Below are 14,955 nucleotides of genomic sequence, written 5' to 3'. Positions count from 1 at the left end.
AACCAATCTTCTTATTTCTTTCTGTTTATCTTTCTGTTTATCTTTCTAAGTGGTCGGGTTAATCTCCATGATTTACTACTTCGTATATCTTCTATTTCTCTAGTTAAGTCAACTATTTCTTTACCTTGATCTTCTATTTTTTTTAATAGCCTTTCCTTATAAGCTTTACTATTAAATTTATCGTTCTTGTCTTTCGACTTTGTTTTTTGTTTTCTTGTTTTTGGACTAAAATTATCCATGATTTCAATTTCAACTGAGATTGTATTTTCAAACTTTGTCGCATCAGTCGAGCTCACTTCATGGATTTTAGATTTTTCAGTTTCCGAGTTGTATATATAATCTTCAAATATTTTGAGCTTTTCTTTATTACCCACCAAAAATATTTCTACTTGTTCTCTTGATATAGATTTAATCTGCCCCTTTAAATATAAACTTGCAGCTTTCCTTTTTAATTTCTTTAAATATAGAGGTCCTAAACGCTTCCCTTTCAAATTAAAAGTGGTTTCATACTGGTCCTCATGCGGATACCTGGGAATTGTAATTTCATCAGCATGACCATTTAAAAATAATTCTTTAACAGGTTTATATTCAAAATAAAAATGGTCATTTATCTTTCGAGAACCAGGAAAGTAATAATCCATCAAATATTTAGGGATATCTACTGCTTGACCTTCCAAAGGGATAACATGCATCATAATTTCTCCCTTGGTGTTGATTTCATTAACTATCCCTTCGTTCTTTTCTTCGTTAATAATCATATCGATCGAACCGGTCGGTAAACCCGGAATCGAATTTAAAGCATCCACAGCATATTGCTTAAACTTAGGATCTATACTATCCGTACATGCCGTGTTAAGACGAGTCCCTAAGTGCGTGCCATGTTTTCGGAGGAAGATCCTTTCGTCTTTTGCAGGTATAGATTCCAACGACAGGTTGTTTTCTTTTAAATGATTTTTCATTTCAGCATCAATAGTTATAAAACGATTTTTCGTTGCCACATTGTTTTTTATTTCGATATTTCTTTCTTCAATCAGTTCTTTAATATTCTTCTGCCCATCTCCTAAGACGTTGGACGGATAATTGATAGTTACTGCAAGCACTTCATCACCCATAACATAAAATCGATAATCATATCCGCCCTCAAAGTATTTTTCAATAATGATTCTTTTTACCCCTAATTCTTTTTCTACCTCTAATAATGAATTTTGGAGTTTCTCTCTTGAGACGATATTGGTGATAACCCCTTTGCCTCCTCCATAATTAGGAGGTTTCACAACAACAGGATAACCAATCGATTCAGCATAATCACACATTTCCTCGATGGATGTCTCGCTATACTTAAATGTTTTTGTTTCCGGGACTGGAACACCGTTCGCCTTCATATATTCATACGCCGTACTTTTATTTTCTGCTTTTGAGATAGCTTCTTTTGTCGTCTTCGTTCCTCTCGCGCAAACGAAATGGTATTCGTTCTCTCCATCAGAAAGCGAATAAGTTATGGCTGTCGAAGGAGTGCTTCCTCCACGCCTGTTATTATAAAATTTTAATTTTAACCCTCTACGCCAACCTTCTAATGCCACTACATAAAATGAAGTTTGATAAGTGATAACATCTTTTGGTATAGAATTTACTAAATGTTTTAATTGATTTTGGAAGTTCATATATATTTCATCTCCAATATATAATCTATATTCTATTAAATATGAATCATTATTATATAATTATAATACAATTAATCAAATTTATATACTTCAATACAATACTTACCCTTATCAAAAACAATTTCAAATTGTCGTTGAAAGCTATGTGTGTAAATGAAAAAGTTAACGGATTATGTTAATATAATAGAGATTTATTATATATTTTGTTATTTCGTGAAAGGGTTGAGGTTTTGAAAAATACAGATGATAGCAGATTTTTACCACATCTTAAAAACTGCGTTCCAGAAAGTGCCCATAATTACATGTTAAGTTCATATACAATAATTCTCGAGGCTTGGAGAAGAGGCTTAGATGTTACTATAAGATATAATAAACAAAAATCAGGCTCGCTTGTACCAACATATTTTATCAGTGATAAAAACAAAACTCATAGATTCAGTATCACTAGAGGCGATTTGGTTTCTGCTGAAGCCAAAGATATAACTAAAAATAAACATACTGCAAAAGAATATTTAATCAAAGCAGGAGTCGCAACACCCAAAGGAGAAAGTTTTGATGAATATGATAGTGATGATGATATTTTAGATTACTCTAGAAAAGCAAGCTACCCTCTTGTTTTAAAGCCAATAGATGGAACAGGTGGCACCGGAGTCATTGCAAATATTAAAAATGACGAAGAAATGGTACATGCTCTTAAATATGTAAGAAATGAATTAAATAGTAAAAACGTAATCGTTGAAAAATATTTTGAAGGTGAAGATCATCGTTTTTATGTTGTGGGTGACGAAGTAATAGGGGTTTTTAAACGGGATCCTGCTAGTGTAAAAGGAAATGGTAAAGATACTATTCAAAATTTACTAAAAAAGAAAAATGAAGAACGTAGTAAAATCCCTTCTGTTAAAAATATGCCTATCAAAGTAGACTCCGAAACCAAAGAATTATTGAGAAGGTTAGGATATACAATGCAGTCTGTCCCAAATGATGGAGAGTTCATTTTTCTGAAATCAAAAAGTAATGTCTCATCTGGAGGAGAAGCTGTAGATGTGACTGATGAAACTAGTGATGAATTGAAACAAATTGCAATTGATGCTACAAAATCCATACCTACTTTAGTACAGGCTGGAGTAGATATGATGATTGACAAAGATAATAACACAGGAGTAGTTATAGAAATAAACACTAGAGCTCACATCAGAACACATTTATTCCCTTCTTATGGAAAGGCAAGAGATATTCCTTCAGCTATCATTGATTATTACTTCCCTGAAACAAGAAATTATTCTCGTAAAGAATCTAGTAAATTTTATATAGATTATGACTTTATCCATAAATCAATTTTGTCAAGAGATGTAGGCAGCATAATGCTACCTAAATTTCCTAAGTCCCCAATTACTTTGAAGCGTTATATAGTGTCAGGCGTAAACTATTCAGAGTCGTTCGCTCATCGAATCAGGAAGTTTGCATTTAATTATCATCTTAATGGTTATATTAAACCTTTAAAAAATTCTAACATAGCTATAATTGTTGGCGGCAATAAGAACCAGGTTGAACTATTTTATACACGACTCAAAAAATATAGTACTCAATTATTTAAAAATGCAACTATTACCGAAAAAAATAGAAATACAGCAATTGCACATGGATTTAAAATCGTAGAGTCAGAAACTTCACAAAAAACAAATGATAATCCTTCTAATATTTATTTAGAAAGATATAGTAATCTTAAAAATGACTATCAAAAATTAATTCGCAAATTATCAGAGTATGAACAAAAAGAAAGTGTTATGGAACTTACAAAACGCCAAAATGAACAGCTTAAAAAGAAAATCAAACATGTTGAAGGCAGTACATCATGGAAGGTCACTAAACCATTAAGAGTACTTGGAAAGTTCAAAAAATAAAGACAAGGTGAGACATAATTTTTAGCTAAAAGCAAATTCCCCCGCAGTAAAATTCATATTTTACTGCGGGGGAATTCTCTATATAAGTAGAAGACAAAAAAAGCCATTCTTACACAATGTAAGTAACCACCCAACCAAGAACGGTCTTCTGCAACTTGAAGGTGAATTTGTCGTTCCGACAATTTTTGCTACGTAGGATGCGCAAGGTCAAAATCGAAAACTGGATTGGCATTATTGTCCCTGAACCTTTAGATTATTGCAACTTAATTTCTGGCATCCAACTTTTAAATCTACTGGATAATTCACTATAAACTTCTAAAGAGTCAAATTCATCATGCGCTGTTTTTATATAAGGATTCTTTTCAATATAATCTAGTAAATGATGCATCTGATAATTACTTTTTCTATCGGCTTCTACATAAGTAAGGTCTAATACTGGATTCTCAATCTTGATATTAGCTTTACCAGATTCTTTGACAATATCAAGATTTAAAGCTCCGCCTATTTGTCTATACAGACCTTTTTGTCCGGAATAAAAATTCCCTAAAGAATAAATCACAAATGTCTTCTTCCCTCTTGAATTAGTGATCCATTCTGCCGGTTGAAGAACATGTGGGTGGTGTCCAATAATAATATCTGCTCCTGCGTCGGAAATAGAGTTTGCCATCTCTTTTTGCAATGAACCAGGATAGAGTGGATATTCTCGTCCAAAATGCACAGAAACTATCACTATATCAATCTGTTTTTCTTTTTTTAATTGCTCAATATCTCCTCTTACTTTTTTAGTTCTACCATTCACAATTCTATTCAATAGATACTCTTTACCTTTCGGAGGAAAGTCACCTAAATTAACTGCACTATAAGAGAGAAACGCACACTTTATTCCATTTTTTTCAATTATTCTCCACTCTTTTTGATCTTTCTTTGATTTATGAGAACCAACATACATTAATCCAGCTTTTTCTATATTCTCAATAGATTTTAAAGCTCCTTCTTCTCCAAAATCCATAGTATGATTATTTGAATTTGTAATCAGATCTGTAGAAAATGATTTTAGGTTTTCAGCAAGTTCTGCAGGATTATTGAATTTCGGGAACGATTGTAATCCAATCTCTTCTCCTGCTACAAGTGCTTCTAAATTTACTACTGATATGTCACCTGCTTCTAATAATTTTTTTGCTGGAGCCATCTTATCTGTGAAATCATATCCACCATTTTTCTTTTTACTTATATCATATACTCTAGAATGTAAAATCACGTCACCTGTTGCTGTTAATTTAATTTTGGACATTGTAAACCTCCGCATAAAATATTATGACAATTTAATAATTAAAAATGCACTAATTCTTTATTTCAAACCCTATTCTAATTCTGCTTTTCCATACAAATTCTCTGACATTTTTTACGCTTGCACGTTCCGGCCCTTTATAACAAAGATGTTTAAAATTATCTACCTTATACTTGTCCAGACCAGCGACGACCACTGCAACATCACCATTTTTCAAATTACGCGCATAGCCGTGGAGTCCTTCTCTGATTGCATTATTTTCAGCCCATATCCTATAATCGACTTTTTGAACTTTGCCAGAAATGATATAGCGCTTGGCATAGAGCTCACCCACCGGCGCATCGGTAATCTCAATCTGTTTGATGGAGTTACTTCTTAACTGCTTAAGGATGATTCTGTAATCGAAGTAAAGCATGTTACTTCTTATCTGATTCTTTGTTTCTGGAAAATAATAATCAATTATTTTTTCTGCTACATTCTGTGATTCACCGAACAATGGGAAAGTATGCAGAGCGGTACTTCCTGTAGAATTAATTTCAATAACAACCGCATCTTCATCGTTTACAATCATATCGACCCCTGCATGGTGCAGATCCGGAATGGCTTTTACAGCGGCAACAGCAACTTCTCTGACATCAGGCCTGATCGAGTCAGTGACATCAATTGAATCTCCACCTGCAGAAATATTGCTTTCACCTTTCAGATAAACTGTTTCGCCTTTATCCGGCACATGAGACAGCTGCAGATTCTGTTTCTTCAGATAATCTTTCATTCTGTCATCAATTTTAATCAGTCTGGTCACTGTATGCGGATTTTCTTTTCTCGATGTATTTTTAGCAACAATGAGTTCTTTGATTGAACTTGTACCATCTCCGGTCACATTGGCTGGAATACGTTTAGTTGCAGCTGCGATTTCATCACCGACCACATAAACACGGATGTCTTCTCCCTCGATATGCTGTTCTGCAATAAAATCGCTATAGTCAAATGTTTCTTTAATATACTCCAGACTTTCCTGGAAAAATTCCTTCGTCTGGATGTTAGTTGTCACGCCTTTGCCAAGACTGCCGAAGGTTGGTTTCAATACGAAGGGGCTGTTTTTTTGAAATATTAATTCTGTCACTTCTTCTACAGACGTTTCGCTTGTGAAGCTAAACCCTTCAGGAACGGGTACACCTGCATTTACCAGATATTTTTTTGCCAGTTCTTTATCAGTACCGATATCGACCGCTTCATTGGATATTTTATCTCCTCTTGTCCTGTAGAAGAAGTGTTTCTTGTCTTCTGACGAAAGTGAGAACAGTTTACCGACCGGATCAAAGCCGATCAATTTCATGTTCGTTTTAGCAGTACGGTGTTCATAGAAGGTCAGGGATAACCCCCTGCGCCAGCCTTCAAGTGCTACCAAATAGGCATCTATATTGAATCTGCGTACACCTTTCAGCATTTCTTTGTCCAGCCAAAATGGATAAAAATCTGCCATTTAATCCCTCCGTAACTAAAGTCTACTGTGACTTTCTGTTTTTGACCTTTTCACCCAGTGTTCTCAGTGGAGATGTGAACTTCCATGATGAACTGTTCAATATATGCTTATTGTCCTTAACAACTCTGTCTCTTTGTTTTTTCAGATGAGTCAGATCTTTATTCATCCTGCGTAATGCATGCTGAACTGATTTTACACTTCTTGTATTGTACTTCTCTGTAATCTCAAAACCGACCGTCACCGGCTCATCCCATTTTTCTTCAGTGATATTGTTGACTTTGGAAGCTTGGGGATAATTTGAAATTTGTTCTTTAAAATCATTTATAACTGACGGGTCGGTTCCTGCAATCACAATTTCAATTTCATTAAATACAGTATTCTTCACATAACCATGCAGATTCCTGTCAAGGGCGCTTTGTTTCAGCCAGCGGTGATAATTGTGACGTTGTACCTGACCTGTCACTACGAATCGCTTGATGTGAAGTTTGCCCATGGGTGCGGGTGATACTTCAACTTCAATCGCCGATCGATTTTCAAGAGGCTCAAGTACATTGATGAAATCGAAGTACACCTTGGATTCGGATGTATCAATATGTGCAGTTTCCGGAAAATAATAATCTATGATTGCACCTGGAACGTCACGTGCAGTCCCTCTGAGCGGGAATAGTGCACCGCCAATCTGCGCAGTCGGATTCAATTCTATGACTACTGCGGGCACATTTTGAGCTCTATTTTCATTTACGATGATATCTACCCCACCGTGTATAAAACCGGGTAATGCCTTTAGAGCATCTACAGCAATCTGTTTAATCTCATCTGACAGGTCATCTGTTGCATCTAACGGGTCTCCCCCTGTCGACACGTTCGTTTTTTGTCTGAGATAAATGCGTTCTCCCTTTTCAGGTATGCTCGTCAGAGCGTAGCCGGCCTCCTGGATGAATTCCAGAATTTCTATATCCATTTCAATCAAACAGCTGTTCAGACGGGCATTCTTTCGTCTTTCCCTGTTCTTCAAACCGATCAGTTCTTCGATGTCATGCTTGCCGTCACCGATGATATTTGCAGGTTTCCTGTTATAGATTGCGACCACTTTGTCATCCACTACATAAACCCTGTATTCTTCGCCTTCGACATGCTGTTCTACTATGACTTCCTTATAACCCAGATCATGACGGACATACTTCAATGCCTTCAGGAAACCTTCATCATCCTGTATATTCGTGACGACACCGTTACCCTGACTGGCATTCGTGGGTTTAAAAACGATTGGATAGTCAATTGTTTTTGAATACTCGATAATCTCTTCATCTGTTGCTTCCGGTGGAAATCCTTTACCCAGAGGTACAGGAACGCCTTTTTCCAGTAAAATTTCTTTTGTCTCATCTTTTTCTGAACCGACTTCCACTGCTTCATTGGAAACCAGGTCTCCGCGCGTCCTAAAGAAATAATGTGTTTTCTCATCGCTGGACAGGGAAAACAATCTCCCCGGCGGATTGACACCAAAAATGATCATATCATCGAAATGTTCTGAGTCTTTTGTATACCATGTCAATTTAAGACCTCTGCGCCAGCCTTCTATGGCAACAGCAAATGCATCCAGACGTGTTTTTCTGGCATTCTTAACAATATCTCCGGTCAGTTGAGGCAGGCTGATGCCTTCATTTCCTTCCATTTATAATTCCTCCCTGTGGAATCTTTTAAATATTTATTTTTTGAACTTTTTAATTACTCCGCCCGCCAGACGCACTGGCAGTGTGACTTTCCAGGAAGTACTGCGATGAAATTTTCTGTTCTCAACTTCCGCTTTCTTTCTTTCATATTCAGTAATATCCAGTTCTCTTTTATATTCCTTCAATTCTTTCAACTGTGTTTTCAGATCTGTTTTAATTTCAAATCCGACTTTGATCGGCCCTTTGTATTCCTCTTTCTCGATTTCAAATACTTGAGCCCTCTCTTCATCTTCCCAAAATCCATTTTCAAAATCATCGACCATCGCAGGGTCTGTACCACCGACAATGACTTCGATTCCCCCATCTTCAAGATTCATGACGGAACCATGAAGGTATCTTTCAAATGCCTGTTTCCTCAGTCCACGGTGATAACCGATATTTTGAACATCGCCTGTGACAAAATACTTCTTCGCAAAAATTTTTCCAGACGGAGATGGTGTGACAGTCGTTGTTGCAGCATCTCTGGATTGCAGCGGGTCGAGTACATCATAAAAATCAAAATAGGCGCGTGTCCTGTCAATGTCGTGATTTTCAGTCTCCGGAAAATAGTAGTCAATAATCGCTGAAGGTACATCTCTCGATTTCCCTTTGATTGGAAACAGTAATCCGCCAAGCTGTGATGTTGGATTCAATTCTATAACATATGCTTTCTCATTTTTATCCAGAATCATATCCACTGCACCATGCTCCAAGCCTTGTACTGCTTTTAAGGCGTCCACCGCCGAATCTTTCACTTCCTGTGATATTTCATCGAATATATCGACAGGGTCGCCGCCGATTGAAATATTTGCTTTATCACTGAGAAAGACCTGCTCGCCTGCATTTGGCACAGTCTTCAAATTATAATTTTTTCTTGCCAGATAATCTTTCGTTTCGTCATTGACAATTATCGGGCAGCTGATCAGTCTTGGGTTATCGTTCCTGATTTCATTTTTCTGTTTAATCAGCTGTTTGATGGTAGAGCTTCCATCCCCTGTAACATTGGGAGGGATACGGTGCATTGCTGCGATTGCCTGCTTGCCGACTACATATAATCTGTAGTCTTCACCTTCGATATATTGTTCTATGATGACATCTCTATAGCCGAGTTCTTCACGTACATAGACAAGTGCATTCTGGAGTTCTCCTGAGCTCGTTATATTGGAGACGACACCTCTTCCAAAACTGCCGTCAGTCGGCTTTAATACGATGGGATATCCCAGGTCTTCTGCGTAACTGATCAGCACTTCATCCTGCGCTCCTTCAGCGAAACGCTTTCCTTCAGGTATCAATACACCTGCATCTTTAAGGGAGTCATTTGTCTTTTCTTTGTTTCTGCCGATCTGAACAGCTTCATTTGTCACTTTGTCTCCGCGGGATCTGAAGAAATAATGCTTCTCTTCTTTAGAGCTCAATGAAAAAAGCTGCCCGGGACGCTCAACAAACCACGTTTCCATTTCCTTAAACTTTTCAGAGTCTTTCACATGCCATCTTAACTTCAATCCTCTGCGCCATCCTTCAAGAGCTACGGCATATGCGTCCAGAAAGTTACCTTCAACTTCAGAAACAACTTCATTTGATAAATGCGGCAACCATTCCGTTCTATTCTCTTCCATTCGTAAGTCCTCCTAAATTCTAAACACTCGTCTATCTTTGGCTTAAGTCCATATATGTTCCGAACGTTTTGTGATTGATTAAATCGTACGTCAGCCTGCCTTCCGCTTCAAGGAAATAATCTCCCATCCACTGGTCGGTCTCAACATCAAAATCGTCATAATTTCCCGGTTTTGGCGTGAATTCACCGAATATAAGTCCATCTTCAGATCTCAAGAAGTCTATTCGTATGAAAGGGGCTGGAATCTCTTCACTTATCTTTGCTGCCATTTCAATCTCTTCTTTGGTGACACCTTCACCATTAAATGGTTCATTGTCATATTTCCCTGTGTGAACCCGCCTGCCATCCGCTGTCCACCAACAGTATTTCAGCTCAGGATATCTGTTGATTTCAAGTATAAGGCCTACTTTCCCATAGAAGCAGTAGAACTTGATGTCGCTTCCCGGGATTTTATTCTCCCTGTCTTCCATGATGAGTTCTTCCATCATCCAGTCGTCTGCTTCCACCCAGCCGCTTTCAATGTCTGCCTTCATGCTTGCAATCAAGGCTTCTTTGCCGTCGAGCGCCCTTGCACGTTTGAGGTCAATTATATCATTAAAGTCATGGATGAGGTATACGCCTCTCGCCCCTGCTCCGTCAGCGGGTTTGATCACTGTCGACACTTCGAAAGGGAGCGCTTCTGCGCGATACGTTCTTCCTTCCGTCCACGGTCTTCTGATTTTCAGTCTGTCCATGAATTCATAAGCTGTCTGCTTGTCATCCAGTACATATTCAGGCAGGAACCCTGTCAGCTGGTACTGTCTGATTCTCATGTTCAGGCTCGCCCTGAACGAGGCAGCGTCTTTCAGCTGCATGTTATCTGTCAGGGCCTCTCTCATCATGAATTCAGGAATATCTTCGATTTTAAGGCCTGGAAGAAGCGTTGAATAGATTGCCGACTTGTAGTCATCCTGTTCATTCATAAATAACCTTCCGGCATATGTAAGTGCCTGGTTGTAGTTTTCATCATGGCGGTTCTTCTGTCTGACCGCTTTTTCTATATAATCGATGAGATTGGCATCATTTTTCATTTCTCTTACAGATTTTTGAATTTTGATGCTGTTCATTGAAGTACTGTCCAATTTCGCCAGCTGAAGTGCTTCTTTGGTTTCCAGGAGTTCTTTACGTGTAGTTTTCAATTCTTCCTCAAGTATGCGGATTTCATTATCAACTGCATTCTTTTTCCCCAGTTTTTTCAACGGCCCTGCTGATTTATATGTCCTGCTGCTTTTAATCTGATGTGTACGTTTATCTGCTGCAGATTTTTCCCGCTCAGCTTTGTCTATTTCAGCTTTTGTCTGAATCAACGCTTTGATCAGCTTGTGACTTTTCTTTTCTTTACTGTCAGCCATAATTTTCACCGCCTTCTTCTTCACAGAGTTTTAAATGATCCAGTCATCCAGCCTGTGCGTATAGTCTGTCCAGTTGTCAGCTGTCAGTCTGATATGCTTTTTATTGATGGTTTCACGCACTTTATCATTTACTGGATACCATTTTACCTCTTTGCCTGCATATTCTGAAGCATTTCGAGTACATTGTCTCAACTCATTGAAAGTATCTTCTATAACACCCCGAACAACTTTTGCTCTGACGACCGGTATATATTCCTGATGTTCTTCAAATACGCCTGGGTGTTTAATAATCATTGCATCAGCATTGATAAATTCTCCATAAACAACCATCTGTATCTGGCTGCCGTCTATCAGCTGCCTGATACTGTCATCGATTTCCTTTTTGATGCTGAAATCATAATGCGCCATCTGCACGAGCCCTGTACGGAGCCCCCGCTTTTTATTGAGCTGTATTTCCTTGATGGTGTCCTGATGACGGCCTCTGTCCAATCTGAAATCTGCTATGATGACGACATCGAAATGTCTATAGCCGTCTGTTTTTTCTTCTTTTTTCGTCCACAACGGTTCAGGTACTGGATATCTGCGATCGGTCTGATTGAATGGGTAACACAGCGCGAGTCTGTCTGTATTATTATGGAACCGTCTGTGCACTTCTGCATATTCTTTTCTAATGCCCATCAAAAATCCTTTATAACCGAAGGCTGAACTGCTTGTCAGTGACCCTGCAGACTGTCTTGGAAAAGATAATGGACCGCTGTCGAGATCTTTTACTGCGCTATTTCCAAAAACAGCAGCAATTCTTTTCTTATACTCACTGTCTGCTGCAAAACGTACAGTATCCCAGTAACCGATATTTTCTAAAACTTGCCGTCTTCTGAACATCAATGATGACATATTTGAAAAAATATAAGTTCCGGGAGTCCCTCTTCTGTGCAGTTTCAGCTCTTCGGTTAATCTTGCATGGGCGGATGTGTTGGCAATGATGTCTTCATTTTCCATCAGATGGTTCGCCTGGGTTTCAATCTTTTCGGGGTGAGACCAGTCATCAGCATCATTGATCGTGACGAAGTCACCCGTTGCTTCTTTCAATGCGATATTTCTTGCAACATATGGCCCGCTGTTTCCAACTGTAGACAGAAGCTTTACCCTGTCGTCTTTTTCTGCATATCTTTCAACCACTTCTCTAGTATTGTCAGAACTGCAGTCATCAACGACGAGAAGTTCGATATTTTTCCATGTCTGACTGAGAATCGAATCGATTCCTGTAGCAATCCCCTCTGCAGCATTGTATGCCGGCATGATTACCGTGACTTTCGGTCCGTGTGCCTTGCGCGGTCTTACTGCCGTCAGGTCCTCGTATGTGCTGCCGTTAAATTCAATGGGTGAAAGATTATAAACGCTGATTGCCTTATTCACCCACTTTGTACGTTCATCCAGACCTTCTTCCAAGTTCGCCATCGCAAGATAGATATCCGGATGGTTTTGGTGCATGACCGTCTTCAAAATTTTCCTGGCAGACGTTCTATGGTCCAGCCTGTCTGCACATTCTGCAGCGATGATTGCGGCTCTTCTTAAAAAATCTTTGTCCTTAACGCCGTGCACTGCCTGCGGTAAGTATACAAATGCCTGCTCTGCACCTGTTTCGGTGTATTTATTGGCGTGCCAGAGTGTGAGCTCCCAGGCGATCGCTTTTTTCAAATTATTATTTTTCGTTGTTTCATACAGCTGTTCCAGATCTTTCAGCGCTCTTTTGGTAAAACCCAGTTCGTACAGATGATAAGTATACTGCTTCAGCTTATTCTGTGCATCTTTTCTTCTGTAGGAAGGACTGTACAGCTGTTTACGGTTTCTTCTGCCGAGTGCGTAGGCACCGGTCGTACGGACAAACCCCTTTAAATTTCCAGGGATGTTTTTTGCATTATTGATGAATTTTTCTGCGGCATTGAATTCCATCTGTGCTGTTTTCAGGTCGTGGATGGATTCTGCTTTTTCTGCCTCGCTTCTTGCAAGCACGGCCTGCAGCTGCTGCAGTTCCGCTGCGAGCTGTTCTTGTTTAAGCATCCTAAACATCCTCCGCTCTTTTACCGAAATACTCTTCGATCCGCTCCAAGGCCTGTGCTTTATATCTGCTTTCAACCGTTTCCATGTTTTTTACCGTGACATTTTCCGCCTTTATTTCCGGCCGGTATTTCTGCCATGTAAGCAGCAGTTCAGGCTCTGTTATAATCAGTTGCCTTGTCCTGATTTTCTCACCATAGACAAGCATCTGCACTTTATTACCATCCAGTACATTCCGTATATTCTGCTGAATGCCGCTTTGGAAGTTTAGATCATATTCATAAAGCTGCACCAGTCCAATGCGTCCATATTCCTTTTTCAGTTCATTGATTTTGTAAATATGTCCAGTACTGTTCTTTCTGAAATCTCCTGTCAAAACGACATCAAAATCTCTGTAACCGTCTGTTTTTCCTTCTCGTACAGGCCACATCGGTTCAGGCACCGGGAATGGCCGTCTCACCTGGGGATAGGGGTAGTAGAGACCGTCTGCCGAATCATGATAATATTCAAGGCTCTCGACATACTCTTTTCTGACGCCCATGAAAAATCCGTCATAACCGAATGCCGAACTGCCGGTCAGTGACGATACGGATTGTCTCGGCAGTGACAACGGTCCGGATTTCAAGTCAACATAACTTTTCTGCCCGAATGTTTTGATCAGCCGTCTCTTGAATTCACCGTCTGCTGCAAAACGCACACTGTCCCAGTAGCCGATTTTTTCAAGTACTTGATCTTTTCTGAACATGATCGACGACATATTCGGAAATATATATTTGCCGGGCGTCCCTCTTCTGTACAATGTCAAATCTTCAGTCAATCTTGCGTGTTCTGAAGTATTTGCGATGACTTTATCATTTTCCAATAGATGTCTGACCTGCATTTCAATCTTCTGTTCGTGGGACCAGTCATCCGCATCATTGATCGTGATGAACTCACCCGTCGCTTCTTTCATAGCGATGTTTCTTGCTGTATACGGACCGCTGTTGGTTGGTGTGGACAACAGTTTTACCCTTGGATCTTTCCTCGCATATTCCCTGATGGTTTCAACTGTGTCATCCGGACTGCAGTCATCCACAGCGAGCAGTTCTATGTTCTGCCATGACTGGGAAAGTATAGACTCTATTGCGATTCTGATTCCGAACGCCGCTTTATACGCTGGAAGAATCACTGAAACTTTCGGTTCTTCATGTACTTTTTTGTTTTTATCAGAAGATAATGTAACCAGATCATCGTAAGTCGCTGTATTGTAATCTGTTTTAAAACCGATCGGCTCTAAATTATATATCTCAAATGCTTTGTTGATGATTTTCATGCGTTCTTCGATATCTTCTTCAAGATTTGCCAGCGCAAGATACAGATCTGGATGCGGGGCGCTGGTCAGTTGTTTTTCCAGCAGTTCACGGGCATGTTCTTTATGGGACAGACGGCCGAAGCATTCTGCAGTGACAATGATGATTCTTCTCAGTTGATCAGGACTATTTTCACCTTCTGCCGCCTCCGGCAGAAACTTTACCGCCTCTTTGGCACCTTCGACAGTATTTTTATTGGCGTGCCAAAGACTCATCTCCCAGGAGATGAGTCTTTTCATTTCACTATTCTCTGTTTCCACCAGAAATTCACGCATATCTTTCAATGCTCTTTCGGTGAATCCCAGATTATACAAGTGGTGCTTCAATGCTTTCAGCTTCCGTCTTTCACGAAACTTCTTACCGTTAAGCAGCCGGGTGATATTTTCTTTCTGTTTTTTTGAAAGCATATCACCAATCTGTTTCCGCTGTTTTTCACCCATCACTGAATAGACGACCCAGTCCACAGGCTTTGATATTAATTTTTTCAGCATCAAAACACC

Annotated in this window: 9 protein-coding genes; 1 reads left to right on the top strand and 8 read right to left on the bottom strand. The window is 39.2% G+C overall.

The window, feature by feature from the left end; genetic code table 11:
* Positions 1 to 11 precede the first annotated feature (11 nt).
* Positions 12 to 1,661, bottom strand: coding sequence for an ATP-binding protein (locus BO48_RS11130; RefSeq protein ID WP_496367525.1), 1,650 nt, complete (start codon positions 1,659 to 1,661; stop codon positions 12 to 14).
* 230 nt (positions 1,662 to 1,891) lie between these two features.
* Here BO48_RS11130 and BO48_RS11125 point away from each other — a divergent pair, with 230 nt between their 5' ends.
* Positions 1,892 to 3,562 (top strand): ATP-binding protein, encoded by a 1,671-nt coding sequence (locus tag BO48_RS11125; RefSeq protein ID WP_496367524.1) that lies wholly within the window; start codon positions 1,892 to 1,894, stop codon positions 3,560 to 3,562.
* 253 nt (positions 3,563 to 3,815) lie between these two features.
* On the opposite strand, the gene BO48_RS11120 is transcribed toward BO48_RS11125, so the two are convergent.
* The 7 genes from BO48_RS11120 to BO48_RS11090 are packed head-to-tail and all read right to left on the bottom strand — an operon-like array spanning position 3,816 to position 14,946.
* Positions 3,816 to 4,853 (bottom strand): CapA family protein, encoded by a 1,038-nt coding sequence (locus BO48_RS11120; protein ID WP_496367523.1) that lies wholly within the window; start codon positions 4,851 to 4,853, stop codon positions 3,816 to 3,818.
* A 49-nt stretch (positions 4,854 to 4,902) separates the two neighbouring features.
* The gene (locus BO48_RS11115) at positions 4,903 to 6,333 is read right to left on the bottom strand and encodes an acylphosphatase (protein WP_496367522.1); all 1,431 of its coding nucleotides are present in this window, start codon (positions 6,331 to 6,333) and stop codon (positions 4,903 to 4,905) included.
* 22 nt (positions 6,334 to 6,355) lie between these two features.
* Complete coding sequence (locus tag BO48_RS11110; protein WP_496367521.1) at positions 6,356 to 8,005, bottom strand: acylphosphatase; 1,650 nt, start codon at positions 8,003 to 8,005, stop codon at positions 6,356 to 6,358.
* Positions 8,006 to 8,038: 33 nt separating this feature from the next.
* Complete coding sequence (locus BO48_RS11105) at positions 8,039 to 9,658, bottom strand: acylphosphatase (protein ID WP_496367520.1); 1,620 nt, start codon at positions 9,656 to 9,658, stop codon at positions 8,039 to 8,041.
* A 31-nt stretch (positions 9,659 to 9,689) separates the two neighbouring features.
* On the bottom strand, positions 9,690 to 11,048 hold the full coding sequence (locus BO48_RS11100) for an ATP-grasp fold amidoligase family protein (RefSeq protein ID WP_496367519.1): 1,359 nt from the start codon (positions 11,046 to 11,048) through the stop codon (positions 9,690 to 9,692).
* A 30-nt stretch (positions 11,049 to 11,078) separates the two neighbouring features.
* A complete protein-coding gene (locus tag BO48_RS11095) occupies positions 11,079 to 13,109 on the bottom strand; it encodes a glycosyltransferase family 2 protein (protein ID WP_496367518.1) in 2,031 nt (676 codons plus the stop codon).
* A gap of 1 nt (position 13,110) precedes the next feature.
* A complete protein-coding gene (locus tag BO48_RS11090; protein ID WP_496367517.1) occupies positions 13,111 to 14,946 on the bottom strand; it encodes a glycosyltransferase family 2 protein in 1,836 nt (611 codons plus the stop codon).
* Positions 14,947 to 14,955 lie beyond the last annotated feature (9 nt).

The organism is Lacicoccus kunmingensis DSM 17847, from assembly GCF_059568765.1.
The sequence above is the reverse complement of the archived record's forward strand: the minus strand, read 5'-3'. Positions and strand labels throughout refer to the sequence as shown.